This window comes from Vibrio sp. 2033, assembly GCF_033339735.1.
The window spans coordinates 33,855-54,015 of record NZ_JAWOVC010000014.1; the positions used below are offsets into that span (position 1 = coordinate 33,855).

Here is a 20,161-nt window from a genome sequence, read left to right on the forward strand (position 1 = left end):
TTCTTTTGGTTATTAAGTATATTAATAATTTCTAGACAGAGCAGTAGTTATACATGAAACTAATACGCTAATATCTAACTTGGATAAACATTGTGGATTTAGCAAATAAACTACACCTGCTTTTAGAAGTCTCTAAAGCTGGATCTTTTGCAAAAGCAGCAGATGGGATGAATATCGACCGCTCTGTTTTATCTAAACACATCAAGCAGTTAGAAGAGCACTTAGGCGTTAGGCTATTAAACAGAACAACTCGCTCTCTTTCATTAACACAAGTCGGCAAGCAAATAGTTGAAAAAGCAGACCAAATATCTCAACTCCTTGATGATACTCAACAAATAGCGGAGAACTTTCAGACTGAGCCTTCAGGGAAAGTACGAATTTCAAGCTCAACATTATTTGGAAAACTCTATCTACAACCTTCGATAGAGAAGTTTTTACATAAGTACCCAAAAGCAAGTGTTGAACTAATGCTAGATGATCTTCATGTAGACGTGATTAGAAGTAATTTTGATATTGCTTTTCGAATCGGACCTATGAGGGATTCATCAATGGTAGCAAGAAAATTAGCAAAAAATACGACTGCAATCATTGCTTCTCGAAATTTAATTGAAAAACATGGTAACCCAGAAACGCCTGATGAGTTAGTTAAGCTACCTTTTATTATTTATTCAAATGGTAATTTTATTGTCGATAAACTTAAATTCTACGACAAAGCAAAATCAGATGGTTTAGATACATACCCAATATCAGGGTCATACATGGTAAATGAAGCTGAGCTAATAATTGAAAGCGTAAAGTCAGGTCTGGGCGCTGCACTTATAGGTCAATTTATGCTTCCTAACAACCTAGAGTCTTCTAATTTAGTTCAACTTTTACCAGAATATGAAACTCAAGATTTTGGTGATATTTATGCCATGTACTCACACCGTCAGCAATCACCATTGGTTAGGGCATTCATTGATATCGTTCAAGAAGAAGTTGGCATACCACCAATATGGGAAAAGCATTTCAATAAAAGCTAGTTGATTCTATTTAACCAAAATTAACAGAAAATCAAATAAAATCAATAATTTAAAACAGAAATGTTTAAGATCCATCGAAGTTTAATGTTAGGTGAATTAAGTTCCATTCTAAATGGCGCTTAATTCACTAAATATAAAACACTCTTGATTTATAATACTAACAAATCCATCACCTATACAAGTTACGATGTATATTAAAGAAAAACACACCTCGATCACTAGTTTGTTAGTATATAAAATATCTTATCTTATTTTTTTGGTTATTTATACGTTAGCAACGATTTATTTTAGCGTAAAAATGGACAAAAGCACATCGGAGAACTCTCTTATAGAAATGACTCAAATAGCATTTGTGCTTTTTTCATCGTTAATGTGTTTGTATAAATCTAAGGAATATCTTGAACTCAAACACATATTAGTAATAATGTCTTCATTTTTTATGGTTATATTCGTTAGAGAAATGGACTACCACATAGAGCAGTATTTCCCTCACGGTTCATGGAAGTACCCTGCTTGGATTATAATAGTCTCGGTCTGTTATTTTTGTTTTAATAACATAGTTAACATAAAAAATGAGGTCAAACTTTTCATTTCTCATTCTAGCTTCACGACATTAACGATTGGCTTTTTTATTGTTTTCTTATTCTCACGATTTGCAGGGTATGGTGATTTTTGGGTCGAGTTCATGGGGAACTCATACAATAGAGACGTAAAAAACTTGGTCGAAGAAAGCTTAGAGTTACTAGGTTACGCGATACTTTTAAACGGTGTTTTACTTATTAAAGTAGAAAACCACTAAGTATAAACAAAAGTTCAGAGCTTGTAGTTCAAGCTTTGAACTTTTTTTGGTTAAAAAAAAGCAGCAAATATAATTTGCTGCAAATGATGAAAAAAACAATATGCGTAAGTTAACTTCCTAGCAATGGATGCGTTAACGAGTTAATAATAACGAACCGTAACAATTAAGTCTCGTTGAAAATAATCCATAAAGAATGGCATTTATTACACTGTTAATTATGTAACCTTATCTAATCTAGTTATCACACGCCGTCGTTTTGATATCTTATCTCTTTCCGTCAATAAATAGCTCTTCACATCAGATCTTATCTATCATCCAAAATTAGTCGACTGTAAAATAAAACACCAAAAATCAATTAATTAGAATCAACCACTTAAAAAATAAAAAGGAGTAAAAACGAAACTATGTCAGATAGAACATATTAAAGATCACCGACTCTGAGTAGAAAACCGTTCATACTCCTTACGCATACAATCAATAAAGACTTCCATCGCCGGCGTCACACACTTCCTAGCATGATAAGCGCAGAGTGGCTTGATCATCTGTGAAAATTCGGTGAACTCAAGCTCTTGTAAACTGCCCTCTTGCAACTCTTTTTCAACCGTAAAACGAGGTAAATAAGAGATACCAATATTACTCTCAACGCAGTTTTTGATCGTATTAATACTGCTAAGTTCGATCATGTTGTCGATGCTAATATCACGCTCCTGAATAATGCTCTCAAACATCTGTCGAAAAAGGCACTTAGGGCCATTGCTTATAAATCCTAAATCAATATGTTGCTCTCTCTTCTTTAAATCTAGCCCTTTTAAAAGCGGTGAAGCAACCAATACCAGTGGCTCCTGCTCAAACTCGTGCACCTTGAGCGTATCGTCATTACCTACTCGATAAAACACACCTAAATCAGCTTTATCCTCTATCAACTCATCTCGAATCTGATAGCAATTTTGTGATTGCAGAGAGAGTCTGACATTGGGCGCTCTGATCCTGAACTCTTTTAAAACATTAGCCATCTTATAAGCAAGTTGAGTCTCAGCAATCAGCACTTTCAATTCACCGGTCGGCTCCGAGTTTTCTTGCTGTGCTGTTCCCTCAATATTTTCCATCACTCGCGCCAGTTCATAGACGTAAGGCAGTATCTTTTCTCCTGCTTGAGTCAAAACCATCTTACGCCCTATTTTTTCGAACAGCTGCAGAGACAGATCTTGTTCCAACTGCTTGATTTGAAAGGTGACGGTTGATTGCGTGCAATAAAGCTTCTGTGACGCTTTTAGAAACGATCCTTCTTCAACAATAGCTTTAAAAGTAAGAAAGCGTTTTAGATTCATGACTAGACTCCACAACCAACAGTTCAATAAATTAAAAGTCTAAGTTTTAATTTATTCAATTTTTTAATCAATTGTAGCGAAGTATAGTGCAGTAAAAACAGGAGAGATAGAGATGACCGCCATCTACACCGCATTTTTTACTTACGTAATCATTACTTCAATTACACCAGGGCCAAACAACATTTTATCGCTCAGCATCGCGACGCAATATGGACTAAAACGCTCAACAAAAGTGATTTCGGGGATGTTTTGTGGCTATGTTGTTTTGATGCTACTTTGTGGCGCTTTCACGTATAACATGATCAGCCTCTTGCCCGTGATTACACCTTGGCTAACATGGATTGGAGCAGCTTATATTGTTTGGTTGGCTTGGGGGCTTGCTACGAGTGAGATCAAAACTTCATCGGATAATTCTAAAGGTATCAGTTTCTTAACAGGTTTCGGTTTGCAGTTCGTTAATGTGAAAATCATTCTTTATGGAATTACCTCTATTTCTACGTTCGTACTGCCCCACACTCAGAATATCTACTGGATCTTAGCGACTAGCCTCATTCTTGCTTTGATCGCACTTCTTAGCAACGTAGTTTGGGCCGTTGCAGGAAAGCTACTTCAATCGCAATTCCAGAGATATGGCAAAGTCATCAATATGAGCTTAGCAGCAGCTCTGATCTATTGTGCGACACAGTTATTTACTTAAGTATATAGTTGATCATCAAGAACAATATTGCTCTTCAACTTAGACGACTACGTTTATGTGAAGAGCAAATTCTGCTCTACAAATCGCTGCGGTTTCTCGTGCCCTTACTCGCTCCTCCCACTCCTTCATACGGCAGTTTTTGAAGAAGTAGATTCAACGTCACTTAATCAACCTAAAGATACGAAATCTTGTTTAGCTATACATACACGGCCTTGGCGACCTCGGTAATAACTAAGTATTACTTAGTATACACAAATCAGAAAAACTAAGATAATCTTAGTCATCCAAGTCCTTCGTATGAACTTTAAGTGTTGTTTAATAACCCACTCCCAGCCCGCCTTAAGCATGCGCGTAAACAAGCGAATCTGTCCCAAAAAGCACTGGGCATCCGTATCGGCATGGATGATAGTTCTGCAAGTGCAAGGATGAATCAATACGAAAGGGAGCGCCATACTCCCGACGTAAAAACGCTCAAACTTATCGCAGATGAGCTAAACGTGCCTCTAAACTATTTTTTTTGTGAAGATGAAATCACCGCTGAACTTGCTGTGAATCTCCACAAGCTGTCAAATGATGACAAGCAAAGAGTGCTTGAGAGCACAGCCCAGCTGATTGCGGACGCAATCGCCACGAAGTCGAGTACGTAATTGGGATTAAACGCCTAAGAATACGTATCAATACCAAAGAATCAAAGAGCATAACTAAGGGTTCAACATGGCTACAACAAAAGCACTTGTGGTTTTTTCCGGTGGGCAGGACTCTACGACCTGCTTAATCGATGCATTAAATACATATGATGAGGTTCATGCTATAACGTTTGATTATGGCCAGCGTCATTCAGATGAAATAGATATCGCTATCGAATTAGGTAAGCAACTTAACATCAAAAGCCACAAAGTCCTGGATGTAAAATCAATTAATGAGTTAGCGATAAGCTCGCTGACAAGAGACAACATTCCGGTATCTAATGACTTAAGCGACGCTAACGTACCCAATACATTCGTTCCAGGGAGAAACATCCTCTTTCTTACTTACGCATGTATCCATGCTTACCAGCTTGGCATTCAAGACATCATTACGGGAGTTTGCGAAACAGACTTTAGTGGTTACCCTGACTGCCGAGACAACTTTATTCGCTCTCTAAATCTCTCTTGCAATTTAGGTATGGATAAAGCCTTCAATATTAAGACTCCTTTAATGTGGCTTACTAAAGCAGAGACTTGGGCTCTAGCTGATAAGCACAATATGTTGGAGTTTGTCCAAAACAATACGTTAACATGTTACAACGGAATCGTTGGTAAAGGCTGTGGTGAATGCCCAGCGTGCCTACTGCGACAAAGCGGCTTAGAAGAATACTTAGCGAGCAAATAGTCTTTGTTAGCGGTAATAGCGGTGGGATGAAACCTTTTGCGTTAGCTTTTAAACGCTTTATCTCAGCGTGAAACTCCAGCCAACAGAGCTTCATTTTGATGCCGCCAGATTGGTGGCATCAATTAAATGCGAAACGATTGTCGAACCAAAGATAGCACCACACCACAGCAGTCAACACTTCTTAGCTTTTACAACGCTATAAACTGTTTAGATATATCGGCAATGTTTCGATAGCAAAGCTACCTCGAATGATGACGAGTCTCTCGTCTAAGCAATACTCAAATATTTATGAGTTTGAACAGACAAACGCCAATTGCGGGCAATGCACGTATCAATACACAATTGCGTAGCACGAGGCTTCTGGCTAATTGGTTGTAGTGCAATGATAGTCTCAGCCGCTACGTTCGCATTTGCTAAAAGATCATCAAGGTGGTCGATGTCTTTCTGGGTACCGACTGGATGCTTAATCTCATTTGCCCGCTCTAACGCGCTATTAAGCACTGGTAATTTACCTTTCATTGCTACTTTTGGTGACACTGTCACCCACGTATTTTCTGAAGTAATCACTTCTGATGTGCCACTGGTTTCAATTTGGCATTGGCACCCCATATCTTCAAACGCCTTTGTTAAAGGGCGCAGATCATAAATACAAGGCTCTCCACCAGTAATCACGATATGCTTAGCATTAAAGCCTTGCTGTTGATATTGCTCTACGATGTTCTCGGCAGATGCAACACACCACGTCGGAGAGTCTTCCGTTTTCACCAGAATATCGCCTATTTGACGTTGATCATTCTCATCTGCATACCACGTTTGTTTGGTATCGCACCATGAGCAACCAACCGGACACTCTTGAAGCCGAACAAAAACAGCAGGGACTCCAGTGAAAACCCCTTCCCCTTGGATGGTTTCAAACATCTCATTTAGCTTATACAACGCAGAACTCACTCAACTCATAACATTTCGAGGCGAAGACCATAATGGACACGCGTGTCTAGGTCAATTTAAACCAAAAATTAATTGTTAAAATAGACCATTTTGTAGTTTCATAGCGTAATGAATATAGGTTTCTGGTTAACGTTAAACCAAGCCTTATTCACTGACAGCTCCCAAAAAACTTTAAGGTAAGAAATGATGTATAAACTGATCGCACTAGATATGGATGGCACGCTACTCAATAGTGATAAAGCCATTTCTGAAGAAAACAAACAAGCGATCGCAAAAGCTCGAGAAGCAGGCGTTACTGTCGTTCTCGCTTCTGGTCGCCCATTAGAAGGAATGCAAGACAAGCTCGACGAACTGAATATCCATTCCGATCGAGATTTTGTTCTTTACTACAACGGTTCGATGGTCAAGAACGTAGGCACAAACGACATCATCCACCAGCAAATCATAGATGGTAAAGCTGCAAAATTGGTGGCGCGAAAAGCCGAAGAGCTAGGTGCGTACGTCCATGCTTTTAGTCAAGTTCATGGTTTAATCACCAACGAACACAACCCTTACACCGATATTGAAGCAAAGATAAATGGCTTAAATGTCACCGAGATGAACTTCGAATCACTAGAAGACGATCATCCAATCATCAAAGCTATGATGGTTGCAGAGCCAAGCAAACTAACAGAAGTTATAGCAGCACTGCCAGCTGAAATGCGCGAAGCGTTTACGGTTGTTCAAAGCGCTCCGTTTTTCCTTGAGTTTCTTAACCCTGCGAGCAACAAAGGTATTGGTGTTGCCGCAATTGCCGAGTATCTGGGAATTAAACCTGAAGAAGTTATCTGTATGGGTGACGCAGAAAATGACCACCACATGCTGAAATACGCTGGCCTTGGTATCGCGATGGCAAATGCAATGGAAGAAACCAAGCAAATCGCTGACTACATTACGGCAAGTAATGATGAGCACGGTGTCGCTAAAGCTATAGAAAAGTTCATGCTCAATGCATAGCCCTTTCCGCCATGTCTGTTGCGTTAAGCTTCTTACGTTTAACACCCCTAGCCGTCCAAGATAGGCAAGCGGCGTTGTTCGTAGACTAAACGTGTAAAAGCCTTGCTGTAATGCAAGGCTTTGTTTTTACTCAAATACTAATAGATAACAAATACAGCCATCAATCTAGCAACGTTTTGCTCGGTTGGTTTTCACAAGTCAGCTTCCTTGCAAGCAGCATAAATAACAACATTAATAATGGATAATGTAACGTCGACAAGACTAATGACCACAAACCGCTAAACGATACGATATTAGCCGAGTACAAATAGAGTTGATCAACAAGCAACAATGCCAGCGTTACAAAGATCATCTGCCGAGTATCTAAATGTGCTTTCGACTCTTTAAATGTCATGACCAACGCTGATGCAGTGATTAAAATTGCTAGCCAGCGACCAAACACAGGTAATGGCCAGATGACAGAGATGACCGATGTTGCCGCAGTCATAATGAACCAGACGCCTTTTGAGCTTAGAACTTTATCAACGTTCACATCTTGATTTGTCTCCAGTCGAAGAACATGCCAAGCCACCAAGCTGCCTAACAGCGCGCCAAATAACATATCTAAAATAAAGGCACTGCCGAGGAAAAACTTACCTAACACCACAGTAAGAGTGATGAACACGAAGACTGCCGTTGTTCCATTCAAACCAAAATACTGGGTTCTATGAAACAAGAACGTCAGCACACAAAACCACACAGCGATAGGCAAGCTAGGAAAACTAAAGCCAAAGCTGTGCGTTAACTCCATCATTGGTATATAGACATGTGGGCGCGGTAGCGAAAAGCCTTGTTGAGCGACAAGCACCATAAGCGACGTTGCACTAATTGCGAAAAAGAGTCGGTACACAAACCGGCTACCAAAGCGCATCATGGCAAAAGGAAATAGAAAGAGTAGTACCGTCGGTTCTGTCAGATCTATAACGAGTTTCGAGATCTGACTAGCTACCTCGTAACTCGTTTCTGACAACGCCCCTACCCAACTCTGTAAATCTATCAGCCACGCCAATTCAACCTGACGAAATGAAGGCGCGGATTCGATCAACTGAGTCACATAAGATACTGATTGCTTGGTAGCTTGATCAAAAAACTGAGTGGCTTGTGGCCATTGCTCAGGATAACGATATAAAGATGATGGTAATTCAGATGGGCTAAGCAACATCGCTGACGCAACTTCTACTCCATAATGAGGGGCAAACCAAATAGGCAGTTCATTTCCACCTAAAGAATTATTCATAGAAAAAGCGATAATGTCAGAGTCTGATATACAGTCGTAAAAAACCGCAGTGTCCGTTCTGCCAAGCTCCTCTCCAACCGTAACCACTATACCGGTTTCTTCCCACGTTTCTCGTTGAGCAGCAACTTGTGGAGACTCACCATCAATGATGGTTCCGCCAGGTAGAGAAATCTTATCCGTTAATACTTCATGAACTAGCACTAACTTGTCATCAGCGCGAACAATACAGAGCGCTCCTTTAACTTCGCTCGCAGTGGCTTTAGCCGTAGAGATCGGTGAAACAGGTAACAAAATAAAACAAAGGATGAGTAATAACAGCTGTCTCAACACAAAATATGACCTTAAATAAACATAATGATAACCAATGAATCATGGCAGTTAATCTTATCTTTTTCGACAAAAATTAAGTAACGAGTTATGCCAAACTGAGTTGATCGCGTAAAACCTGATCTCAACGCTCACTGGAGAATAATTTAATGCAAACCTGACAAAAATCAGACAAAACATAAAATGTTGATCGCAATTCTGCCAGTTATATAAAGATAACGTCAGGACAAAGTCATACACATTTTGTGGGTTCTCATAGTTGACACAATAAAAAAGGGCTTATTATTCGCAAACAATAAACCCCAGTTATGATAACTATGTACTGATCGTTGAAACCAAGAATGAACCTTATCTCATGGTCAACGAATCAAATTCACTGGCCCGATAGTTAGTTAGACTTGCAATTCGCATCGCCTACTTTTTGCCAAACACCCCAAGGCCCTGAGTCTGCTGGATTATCACCTTGAGTCCACCACTGCGCTTGCCAAACTTTACCATTCCAAGTAACCGTATCTCCTTTGAGATACACTAAGCTGGCTTGCCATGCAGTTGTACAGCTATCTGTGGGAGGCGTTGTCACCGTTTTCGCTTGAGCGGATACTAACGCTTGGTATTGTGTGCTGGTCTTATCAACGTTGAAGTTCAAAGCCACTCTTGCTTCTCCGCTCTGAGTAGCACCAAATTCAACATCAACACGACAACTTGCATTCATTGCTAACGTTGCCTGAGAGCACTGATCATTGGCAATAACAGCTGCATCAGTAACACCCGAAGCAAACGCGCGAACATTTTCCACAGTGAACGTGGTATTCCCTGAATTCTGGATAACAAAGCTATGTTGCTGTAACTCCCCAACATAAAATGATGCCAGTGTCTGTTCGGTGGTGTATCCAACAGAAACATTCTCTTTTGGTGGTGTTGCTGTTCCGATAACACCATCGACAAAATTGCGCATAGCAGCGATATCGCTATAAACCCCATACATACCAGGACGAGCACAACCTATTCCCCAACTGACCACACCAAGTTGAGTAATTACACCACTGCGATTAATGACGATTGGACCACCACTATCTCCCTGACAAGAATCTATCCCACCTAGAGGAATACCCGCACAGAATGACACTTCTCCAACCGTTGTGTAGTTGCCACCGGCTTGACGGCAAGTCATATCCGACACAAGTGGGACGTCAACCTCTTGCAATCGAGACGGAGAGCTTCCTCCTTCAGAAGTTCGCCCTAAGCCAGCAACACTAAGCCAATCTCCGATGCTCGCGTATTGCGTTAGACTGCCATTCGCAATCTCAACTGAAGAAACACCTTGAGGCACAGAGTCGAGCTTCAATACCGCGAGGTCATGAGAAAGCGTCGCGCGGCGATATGCCGGGTGCATATGGATCTCACTGACGTTTGCACGAACACCGTCACTACCGTTATAAACAACGCCACCGATTTTAACCGCTATCTGATTCGGAGAATCACCCTCAACACAATGCGCAGCAGTCAGGACGTAACCATTCCCGATATAACTGGCCCCACAATATGATCGGTTACCATAACGACTAACAATTTGGGTGTAGAATTTCCAGTCACGTGGGTCGGCAGTTACTCCGCCTACGATCTGGGGTTGGATAGTATGATTTTGCGTCTGTGACAAATCATCAGCACTTGCGAACATTGGCAAAACGGCTAAAGCAAGTAACGATTTTGTTAGTTTCAAAATATTGTCCTCTTGTTTTTGTAAGCACGATCCTCGTGCTACTAATAAACAAGCAGACAAAAACGCCGATACCAATGTGGGTGCATATCAATTTGTTAACATTGCGAGCAACTTATAGAGAAAAGTCTATTGACGAACTGAATGATTTCAATTCGATAGAACCTAAATCACAATATTAAAGTTAAATACGATTATTCGTTCAGCGGTTTTCTTAAATAGTGGATATGATGTGCAAATCCTTGTTTTTCATACAAAGATATTGCGCCCTGGTTAAAATGCCATACTTCAACAAACATCTGTTTTGCACCGTAATCAGAGAACGTTGACTCAATTTTATTAATCAATGCCTGCGCCGTACCTTGTTTTCGATATTCAGGCAGCACATAGAGCTCATCCACACTTCCCATCATAACTGGCTGGCTGACGGTAGAAATAAGTTCACAGAAGTGACCAGAGATAAAGCCAATAATTTCATCTCCTTGTTTTGCTACGTAAACAAGGCACTCAGGGTCGTCAATATATCGAGCAATGCTTTTTTCTTGTTCTATCTCCTCTGCCGTTTTGAAAAGCTCAGGAGATTGAAGATGATGCTCATCATGAAGCTCGAACATAAGATCGTTGAGCAACTCTAGGTCGCTAAAACACGCAGGTTTAATCGCAAACGTGGTCATACAAAGGGTCACTAAAAATGGAATGGCTGTAGTTTGTGAGGAAAACGTCGTATTGGCAAGTCACAAATGCTTTCACGATACGTTTGTACTGTTTGAACAACAAAAAGGCCCCTGCACTTAATAAACGTACAGAGGCAGAACCAACCAACAGAGTTCGAGGATCAGGGGTTAGTTAGAATTGAGTTTTTCTCAGCGTCGTAGCACTCGCTCAATTTCGTTCAAGCTACTTGGGTCATCAATCGTTGACGGAACGGTGTATTTTTCACCATCAGCTATTTGACGTATAGTTCGACGCAAAATTTTACCTGAACGTGTTTTCGGTAAACGGTCTACAACCAACGCATGCTTGAAGCAAGCAACTGCACCTATCTCACTACGCACTTTGCCCACAAGCTCACCTTCAAGGTCTAGCTCATCCACTTTTACACCGTCTTTTAGTACCACAAAGCCAAGTGGAAGCTGACCTTTTAGATCATCGTGGATACCAACCACCGCACATTCTGCAATCGCTGGGTGGCCTCCTACTATTTCTTCCATTTCACCTGTCGACAATCGGTGTCCCGCGACATTAATCACGTCATCAATACGTCCCATAATAAACAGGTAACCGTCTTCATCCAGATAGCCACCATCACCTGACACGTAGTAGCCTGGGAATTGGCTAAGATAACCAGTTTCAAAACGGTCATGATTACGCCAAACCGTTGGCAGACAGCTTGGTGGTAGCGGACGTTTTAATGCGACAAAGCCTTGTAGGTTAGGCCCGACAGCCTCTCCAAGTTCATTCAGAATCTCGACCTGATAACCCGGAATGGGCTTCGTCGAAGAACCAGCTTTAACTGGCATCATTTCGACACCTGTCGGGTTGCCCGCGATGGCCCAGCCCGTCTCGGTTTGCCACCAGTGGTCAATAACGGGCTTGTCCGCTTTGCTCTGAACCCACTCCAGTGTCGGAGGGTCAAGGCGTTCTCCCGCCATAAAGATGGTTTTCAGATTCGACAAGTCGTACCGTTTTAAGTGCTCGCCTTCCGGGTCCTCTTTCTTAATCGCACGAAACGCCGTTGGAGCAGAGAACAACGCATCTACTTTATATTCATCACACACTCGCCAAAATGCCCCAGGATCCGGTGTTCGAACAGGCTTGCCTTCGAATAGGATGGTAGTGCAACCGTGAATCAGTGGAGCGTAAACAATGTAAGAGTGCCCTACTACCCAGCCCACATCAGATGCCGCCCAAAAGACGCCATCTTGAGGAATGTTATAGATTGCGCTCATGGAGTACTTCATCGCGACAGCATGACCACCGTTATCACGCACAACGCCTTTCGGCTTACCTGTCGTACCCGATGTATAAAGTATGTAGAGCGGCTCGGTTGCTAACACCGGAACACAACCATGTGGCAGCGCTTGGTTGTACTCTCGCTGCCAATCTAAGTCTCTTTCTTGGTTTAGCTCAGCGTCGCACTCTGGACGTTGGAAAACAAACACTTTCTCAGGCTTCCAACGGCTGTCCATAATGGCTTTGTCTACCATTGGTTTGTATGGAATGACTTTGTTGATCTCAATCCCGCACGACGCCGTCATGATCACTTTCGGCTCTGCATCTTCAATTCGTACAGCAAGCTCATTAGGTGCAAAACCGCCGAATACTACGGAATGAATAGCCCCCAAACGCGCGCAGGCAAGCATCGCCATTGCGGCTTCTGGGATCATCGGCATGTAAATAACGACTCGGTCGCCTTTTTCAACACCTTGAGCAGACAGCATGCCAGCAATTTTGGCTACTTGGTCACGTAGATCGCTATAGGTGTACGTGGCTTTACGACCTGTCACTGGCGAGTCATAAATGAGTGCAGTATTATCACCGCGTCCTTGCTCGCAATGGTAATCTAATGCTAACCAGCACGTATTCATTACACCATCTGGAAACCAACGTTCTATGCCGTTTTCATCAGATTTCAAGATAGTTTTAGGAGATTCGAACCAATCGATATTCTCCGCTTGAGCGCGCCAAAAACTCTCCGGTTCATTCTTCGCCCATAAGTATTCTTTTTCGTATGAAGACATATTGCTTCCTCCAGTATGTCCTGACATTGCTCTCGTTCTACTCAAAGATCGCTCTTTTAATCCAAAGATCGTCTCTTTTAATCGAAGACATAGAAGGGTACACGCACAAATCCCTCCATCAGTATTCTCGCACTTCGGCTCATAATGGCTTTTTGCACCACCCAGCCCTGGTCAGTTTGCTTCGCTTGTGCCCCAACTTTTAACGTTCCTGACGGGTGACCAAAAGTCACGGACTCTTTTTCACCGCCACCAGCGGCTAAATTCACTAACGTTCCGGGCACACACGCAGCAGAAGCAATAGCAACGGCTGCTGTTCCCATCATTGCATGATGTAGCTTGCCCATCGACAGCGCGCGAACGAGCACATCAATATCCGACTCATTAACGGCTTTACCACTTGAAGACAGGTAACTTTTCGGTTTAGAAACAAACGCTATTTTCGGCGTATGTTGGCGTGTTTGAGCTTCTTCTAAATCAGAAATCAGGCCCATTTTTAACGCGCCATATGCACGGATGGATTCGAACATTGCTAATGCTGTGTCATCGTTGTTGATATCGTCTTGCAGCTCGGTGCCCTGATATCCTATCGATTCAGCATCAATAAAAATGGTTGGTATGCCCGCGTTAATAAAGGTCGCGTTGAACGTACCCACATCCGGCACCACCAAATCATCAACTAAGTTGCCCGTTGGGAACATACTTCCTTCGCCATCGGAAGGATCAACAAAATCCACTTGAATCTCTGCCGCTGGAAACGTAACACCATCGAGTTCAAACTCTCCGGTTTCTTGGACGAAACCATTGACGATTGGCACGTGAATCAAAATCGTTTTGCTTATGTTCACTTGCCAAACACGCACCGTCACAATGCCATTTTCTGGAATACGGTCTTGTGGGATCAGACCAGCATGAATGGCGAAAGGACCGACAGCGGCAGACAAGTTGCCGCAGTTACCACTCCAATCGACGAATGGTTTGTCGATCGACACTTGGCCAAATAAGTAGTCAACATCGTGATCGGCTCTGCTGCTGCGCGAAACAATCACTGTTTTACTGGTGCTTGACGTCGCGCCCCCCATGCCATCAATTTGCTTCGCGTAAGGATCAGGGCTGCCAATAACGCGTAGCAACAGTTTGTCACGTGCGGCTCCAGCCACTTGCGCTTCTTGAGGTAAATCCTCTAGGTTGAAAAAGACACCTTTACTCGTGCCGCCACGCATGTACGTCGCGGGCACTTTTATTTGGCTTGTTTGATTCGGAGTATTATTTGACATACGCACTCCTTATTGTGCCAAGAAATCTTGCGCGAAACGCTGCAGAACACCGCCTGCGTTGTACACGTGAACTTCGTCAGCGGTATCTAAGCGACAAGTAACCGGAACATCGACTTTATCGCCGTTGCTGCGTGTGATAACCAGCGCTAAATCAGCGCCCGGCTTGATTTCTCCAACCACGTCGTAAAGTTCCGTACCATCCAGCTCTAGCGTATTGCGGTTAACGCCTGACTTAAATTGCAGTGGTAGTACGCCCATGCCAACCAAGTTAGTACGGTGAATACGCTCAAAGCCTTCAGCAACAATGGCTTCTACGCCTGCCAGTCGAACGCCTTTTGCTGCCCAGTCACGGGATGACCCCTGACCGTAATCCGCGCCAGCCACCACGATCAATGGTTGTTTACGATTCATGTAGGTTTCAATCGCTTCCCACATACGAACCACCTGCCCTTCTGGCTCTACACGCGCCAGAGATCCCTGCACGACTTCGCCGTTTTCCTTCACCATTTCATTGAACAACTTTGGGTTAGCGAAGGTCGCGCGTTGCGCCGTTAAGTGGTCACCACGGTGAGTCGCGTAAGAGTTGAAATCTTCTTCTGGCACACCCATTTTCGCTAAGTATTCACCTGCTGCGCTGCTTGCGAGAATCGCGTTGGATGGTGATAAGTGATCAGTGGTGATGTTGTCGCCCAGAATCACCAATGGACGCATGCCAGACAATGTTCTTTCTCCCGCTAGCGCACCTTCCCAGTACGGTGGTCGGCGGATATAGGTACTCATCGGACGCCAGTCGTACAGCGGGTTGGGATTTTGCTCTTGATCATTCAGCTTAAACATCTGAATGTAAACTTGCTTAAACTGCTCAGGTTTAACATGAGTCCCGACAACTGCATCGATCTCTTCATCGCTTGGCCACAAATCATTGAGATAAATTGGTTTGCCGTTTTGGTCCGTGCCCAATGCATCGCGCTCGATATCAAAACGAATCGTACCCGCTAGCGCATAAGCGACAACCAATGGTGGTGAAGCCAAAAAAGCTTGTTTGGCGTACGGATGGATTCGACCATCAAAGTTACGGTTACCAGAAAGCACCGCTGTCGCATATAAATCACGGTCGATGATCTCTTGTTGGATTTTTGGATCCAGCGCACCACTCATACCGTTACAAGTTGTACATGCGTAACCAACAATGCCAAAGCCAAGCTTCTCTAGCTCTGGTAATAAGCCCGCTTCTTCCAGATACAAGCGTGCAACTTTAGAACCCGGAGCAAAAGACGATTTCACCCACGGTTTACGTACAAGACCAAGTTCGTTGGCTTTCTTCGCCACAAGGCCAGCAGCAACCACGTTTCTTGGGTTACTAGTATTCGTACATGAGGTAATAGCAGCGATGATCACTGCACCATCTGGCAACTCGCCTTCTTTCTCTTCCCACGCTCCAGAAATACCGCGCTGTGCCAACTCAGAAGTTGGTAAACGACGATGAGGGTTTGACGGACCAGCCAAGTTACGGCTAACTGATGATAAATCGAACTCAAGTACGCGCTCGTAAACGGCGCTATCAAGACCGTCTGCCCAAAGACCGGTTTGTTTTGCGTAATTTTCTACTAAAGCAACTTGTTCTTCATCTCGACCAGTTAGTTTCAAGTAATTGATGGTCTGCTCATCAATATAAAACATGCCAGCTGTTGCGCCGTATTCTGGTGTCATGTTTGAAATCGTTGCGCGGTCTCCGATCGTTAGATCACGTGCGCCTTCTCCGAAGAATTCAAGATATGAAGATACCACACGCTCATTACGCAGAAACTCAGTAATCGCGAGGACAATATCCGTTGCGGTAATGCCCGGTTGACGTTTACCCGTCAGTTTGACACCGACAATATCTGGTAGACGCATCATTGATGGTCGGCCAAGCATGACGGTTTCTGCTTCCAGACCACCGACACCTATCGCAATAACACCAAGAGCGTCTACGTGAGGCGTGTGACTGTCCGTACCCACACAGGTGTCTGGGTAGGCAATGCCCTGCTTTGCTTGTACCACAGGAGACATTTTTTCCAAGTTGATTTGGTGCATGATGCCATTCCCAGCTGGAATCACGCTGACGTTTTCAAACGCTGTTTTACACCACTCAATAAAGTGGAATCGGTCTTCATTACGGCGCTCTTCAATCGCGCGGTTTTTGTCGAAGGCATCAGGGTCAAAGCCCGCATGTTCAACCGCTAAAGAGTGGTCAACGATCAATTGTGTCTCAACCACTGGGTTCACTTTTGCAGGATCACCGCCCTGATCTGAAATGGCATCGCGCAGACCCGCTAAATCGACTAGAGCGGTCTGACCAAGAATGTCATGACAAACAACGCGTGCTGGATACCAAGGAAAATCAAGATCGCGTTTGCGTTCAATTAACTGTTTCAGGCTATCTGTCAATGTGTTCGGGTCACAGCGGCGGACCAGTTGCTCAGCTAGCACGCGAGAGGTATAAGGGAGTGTTTCATAGGCTCCAGGAGAAATGGCATTGACGGCTTCGCGTGCATCAAAATAATCCAGTTGAGTTCCCGGAAGCGGCTTACGATATTGAGTATTAATATTTGTGTTCATGGTTTGCTTCCATTCAGTCTTTACATCTTGCCTTCATCAAGGTTTTCCATTGCTCCAGAAACACAGTGATGAGAGGATCTCCTTCCTCTGTTAGAGAGAATGACAAAGGAAGGAGGTGGTCAACCAAAGCATATAATGCCCTCGTTGACCTTCGCGCTAGCGATTCTCGATAGGCACCCATTCTTGATGATCTGGGCCCGTATAATCGGCACTTGGGCGAATAATACGGTTATTGGCACGCTGTTCATAAACGTGTGCAGCCCAGCCCGTTAAACGACTCATCACAAAGATTGGGGTAAATAGTTTGGTTGGAATGTCCATGAAGTGGTAAGCCGATGCATGGAAGAAGTCCGCATTACAGAACAGACCTTTCTCTCGTTTCATCACTGATTCAACACGCTCAGAAACCGCATATAGATGTGTATCACCAACTTGTTTCGATAGCTCTTTGGACCAGCGTTTTATTAAGGCGTTGCGAGGGTCACTTTCACGATAAATCGCATGACCAAATCCCATGATCTTGTCTTTATTGGCTAGCATTTTCATGATGTTCGCTTCCGCCTCATCGGGCGTTTGCCAATCTTCAATCATTTCCATCGCCGCTTCGTTTGCGCCGCCGTGAAGTGGTCCACGAAGCGTACCGATTGCTGCCGTGATACAAGAATGGATGTCTGACAACGTTGATGCACAAACGCGTGCTGCGAATGTAGAAGCATTAAACTCATGTTCAGCATAAAGAATGAGCGAGCAATGCATCACTTGTTTGTGCAGCGCAGATGGCGCTTTGTCTGTAAGTAATCGCAAAAAGTAACCACCGATGCAATCTTCAGTCTGATCCTCGGTGTTGATACGCACGCCATCATGACTAAAGCGGTACCAGTAACAGATGATGGCAGGGAACAAGGCTAGCATACGTTCGGTTGCTTTCAGTTGCTCCTCGAAGCTCATTTCCTGCTCTAGGTTACCCAATACAGAACAACCCGTGCGCATTACGTCCATTGGGTGTGCGCTTGCAGGAATCAACTCTAAAGCTTGTTTTAGCTCGGCTGGCAAACCTCTAAGGCTGAGTAGGTGTGTCTTGTACGCATCAAGTTCTTGTTGATTCGGCAAGTGACCGCGTAACAGAAGGTGAGCCACTTCTTCAAACTGTGCGTTGTTCGCAAGATCAGTAATATCGTATCCACGATAAGTTAAACCAGTTCCCGTTTTTCCGACAGTACATAAAGCTGTGCTTCCTGCGCTTTGACCACGAAGGCCTGCGCCACCTAATTCTGCTTTCTTTTCTGCAGTTTGAGACATTGTTTGAACTCCTTTTCTGTCTGACTTTTCCCTCTCTGGGGTGTTTTTAGCCAAACGAATTTCACGTTATTAGATGAGATAAATTCCGATTATCTTTTTCTTGGGCTTCCGTCTATTTTTGCTTTTCCCCGCTATTTCCCTTCAGAGAATAACTGGTCAAGTTTGTCTTCATAGTCGTGGTAATTCAGGTGCTGATACAACTCTTTACGTGTTTGCATCGAATCAACCAGTGCTTCCTGATTACCCACTTCTAGCAAATGTTTGTAGACCGTTTCAGCAGCTTTGTTCATGGCACGGAACGCACTTAATGGATAAAGCACCATGTCCACTTTTGCTTTCGCTAGCTCATCGCAGCCATACAGCGGTGTCGCGCCAAACTCTGTAATATTCGCCAGAATAGGAACGTGCTTTCCGGTCGCTTGCTCAAGCGCATTTGAAAACTGAAGGTACTGGTCCAGCTTGTTCATCGCTTCGGGGAAGATCATGTCTGCGCCAGCTTCCACACACGCAATCGCGCGCTCGATTGCGCTGTCCATGCCTTCAACAGCTAACGCGTCAGTACGAGCCATAATCACGAAACTTTCATCATTGCGTGCATCAACCGCGGCTTTTACACGATCAACCATCTCTTGCTGGCTGACTATTGCTTTGTTCGGACGATGACCACAACGTTTCTGTGCGACTTGGTCTTCCATGTGCACCGCTGCCGCGCCTGCTTTTTCCATCGCTTTGATCGTGCGAGCAATGTTAAATGCACCGCCAAAGCCCGTGTCAATATCAACCAAAAGAGGCAAATCACATGCGTTAGTAATGCGGTCAACATCAACCAAAACGTCGTTTAATGTTGTGATACCGAGATCCGGCAATCCGTATGACGCATTTGCGATACCGCCACCAGACAAGTAGATCGCTTGGTGACCCAAGTTTTTTGCCATCATGGCGCAATACGGGTTTATAGTGCCGACAATTTGTAGTGGATTATTTTGTTCAATGGCGAGTCTGAATTTCGCTCCCGGTGTTAAGCTCATGACGAATTCCTTCTAGTCTTTGTCTAAACTTTCTGTATGTATAATTTGAGATTGGATGAGCTTTCGACTTCCTGATATGTGTCTTCTCATCAACATTTCTGCAAGCTCTTCATCGCGATTGCGAATGGCTTCCAAAATGAATTTGTGTTCGGTGAGCGCCTCATTCGGGCGAGATTGCGCACGTGGCGACTGGTAACGATACATCCGTAATAAGTGATAGAGTTCATCACACAGCAGAGATATTAACTTACTGTTTCTGCTCGCTTGGATGATGCGATAGTGAAAATCAAAGTCACCATGTTGATGGAAGTAAGACGCGCCTTCCATTTGGTCTATATGCTTGGAATGTGTCGACAATAGCATTTCCAAGCTTAAGAGCTCTTCTTGCGTAATGTGTCGCGCAGCTAACCTTGCCGCCATGCCTTCCAATGCTTCTCGAACGGCATAAAGTTCTATCAGCTTTTCCGGAGAAAAAGTGGTCACTCTAGCCCCAACATGAGGAATTCGCTCGATGAGCCCTAGCCCCTCTAAGCGCATCAATGCTTCACGCAAAGGCCCACGACTGACCTGATGTTTCTTTGCTAGCTCAGGCTCTGATATCTTATGGCCAGGCTTCACATCGCCATTAACAATGACTTCAATCAGTGTTTCGGTCAGCGTTTCGGATTTGGTGTGTTCTTTCTCAGAACCCAGCACTTTATAACGAGCTTTCAACTCAGAGTTCATATTCAGATACT

16 protein-coding genes are annotated in these 20,161 nt (G+C 43.7%); 5 read left to right on the forward strand and 11 right to left on the reverse strand.

The genetic code is table 11. From position 1 onward, the window contains the following. Positions 1 to 92 precede the first annotated feature (92 nt). Entirely contained in the window at positions 93 to 1,022 is a 930-nt protein-coding gene (locus R7P74_RS17030; RefSeq protein ID WP_005377305.1) for a LysR family transcriptional regulator, read from the forward strand. A 1,227-nt stretch (positions 1,023 to 2,249) separates the two neighbouring features. On the opposite strand, the gene R7P74_RS17035 is transcribed toward R7P74_RS17030, so the two are convergent. Continuing rightward, positions 2,250 to 3,149, reverse strand: a complete 900-nt coding sequence (locus R7P74_RS17035; RefSeq protein ID WP_225474011.1) for a LysR family transcriptional regulator — start codon at positions 3,147 to 3,149, stop codon at positions 2,250 to 2,252. Positions 3,150 to 3,261: 112 nt separating this feature from the next. On the opposite strand from R7P74_RS17035, the gene eamB reads away from it, so the two are divergent. From eamB to queC, 3 genes are all read left to right on the forward strand, one after another. Beyond that, positions 3,262 to 3,846, forward strand: coding sequence for a cysteine/O-acetylserine transporter (gene eamB / locus R7P74_RS17040; protein WP_005388201.1), 585 nt, complete (start codon positions 3,262 to 3,264; stop codon positions 3,844 to 3,846). 308 nt (positions 3,847 to 4,154) lie between these two features. Beyond that, positions 4,155 to 4,493, forward strand: coding sequence for a helix-turn-helix domain-containing protein (locus tag R7P74_RS17045; RefSeq protein WP_005388200.1), 339 nt, complete (start codon positions 4,155 to 4,157; stop codon positions 4,491 to 4,493). A 67-nt stretch (positions 4,494 to 4,560) separates the two neighbouring features. Beyond that, positions 4,561 to 5,217, forward strand: a complete 657-nt coding sequence (gene queC / locus R7P74_RS17050) for a 7-cyano-7-deazaguanine synthase QueC (protein ID WP_005377298.1) — start codon at positions 4,561 to 4,563, stop codon at positions 5,215 to 5,217. A 267-nt stretch (positions 5,218 to 5,484) separates the two neighbouring features. Here the strand turns inward: queC and queE are convergent, their stop codons facing one another. Then, positions 5,485 to 6,135, reverse strand: coding sequence for a 7-carboxy-7-deazaguanine synthase QueE (queE, locus tag R7P74_RS17055; RefSeq protein WP_005377296.1), 651 nt, complete (start codon positions 6,133 to 6,135; stop codon positions 5,485 to 5,487). Between the two features lie 216 nt (positions 6,136 to 6,351). Between queE and R7P74_RS17060 the strand changes: the two genes are divergently transcribed. Next, positions 6,352 to 7,161, forward strand: a complete 810-nt coding sequence (locus R7P74_RS17060) for a Cof-type HAD-IIB family hydrolase (protein WP_318123019.1) — start codon at positions 6,352 to 6,354, stop codon at positions 7,159 to 7,161. Between the two features lie 160 nt (positions 7,162 to 7,321). On the opposite strand, the gene R7P74_RS17065 is transcribed toward R7P74_RS17060, so the two are convergent. The 9 genes from R7P74_RS17065 to R7P74_RS17105 all read right to left on the reverse strand — a co-directional run bounded on the left by R7P74_RS17065 (position 7,322) and on the right by R7P74_RS17105 (position 20,150). Further along, positions 7,322 to 8,767: a bifunctional NUDIX hydrolase/phosphatase PAP2 family protein gene (locus R7P74_RS17065; RefSeq protein WP_206959828.1), complete on the reverse strand. Its 1,446-nt coding sequence runs from the start codon at positions 8,765 to 8,767 to the stop codon at positions 7,322 to 7,324. Positions 8,768 to 9,152: 385 nt separating this feature from the next. Further along, complete coding sequence (locus tag R7P74_RS17070; protein ID WP_213971838.1) at positions 9,153 to 10,484, reverse strand: trypsin-like serine protease; 1,332 nt, start codon at positions 10,482 to 10,484, stop codon at positions 9,153 to 9,155. A 191-nt stretch (positions 10,485 to 10,675) separates the two neighbouring features. Then, positions 10,676 to 11,155 (reverse strand): GNAT family N-acetyltransferase, encoded by a 480-nt coding sequence (locus R7P74_RS17075; protein WP_005377290.1) that lies wholly within the window; start codon positions 11,153 to 11,155, stop codon positions 10,676 to 10,678. Positions 11,156 to 11,344: 189 nt separating this feature from the next. Then, entirely contained in the window at positions 11,345 to 13,222 is a 1,878-nt protein-coding gene (locus R7P74_RS17080) for a propionyl-CoA synthetase (protein ID WP_318122991.1), read from the reverse strand. Between the two features lie 77 nt (positions 13,223 to 13,299). Then, a complete protein-coding gene (gene prpF / locus R7P74_RS17085; RefSeq protein ID WP_318122992.1) occupies positions 13,300 to 14,496 on the reverse strand; it encodes a 2-methylaconitate cis-trans isomerase PrpF in 1,197 nt (398 codons plus the stop codon). 9 nt (positions 14,497 to 14,505) lie between these two features. Then, the gene (acnD, locus tag R7P74_RS17090) at positions 14,506 to 17,097 is read right to left on the reverse strand and encodes a Fe/S-dependent 2-methylisocitrate dehydratase AcnD (RefSeq protein ID WP_318122993.1); all 2,592 of its coding nucleotides are present in this window, start codon (positions 17,095 to 17,097) and stop codon (positions 14,506 to 14,508) included. A gap of 156 nt (positions 17,098 to 17,253) precedes the next feature. Further along, complete coding sequence (prpC, locus tag R7P74_RS17095) at positions 17,254 to 18,396, reverse strand: bifunctional 2-methylcitrate synthase/citrate synthase (protein ID WP_005377283.1); 1,143 nt, start codon at positions 18,394 to 18,396, stop codon at positions 17,254 to 17,256. A gap of 131 nt (positions 18,397 to 18,527) precedes the next feature. Then, complete coding sequence (gene prpB / locus R7P74_RS17100) at positions 18,528 to 19,424, reverse strand: methylisocitrate lyase (RefSeq protein ID WP_005388185.1); 897 nt, start codon at positions 19,422 to 19,424, stop codon at positions 18,528 to 18,530. Between the two features lie 12 nt (positions 19,425 to 19,436). Next, positions 19,437 to 20,150, reverse strand: a complete 714-nt coding sequence (locus tag R7P74_RS17105; protein WP_318122994.1) for a GntR family transcriptional regulator — start codon at positions 20,148 to 20,150, stop codon at positions 19,437 to 19,439. Between the last annotated feature and the right edge of the window lie 11 nt (positions 20,151 to 20,161).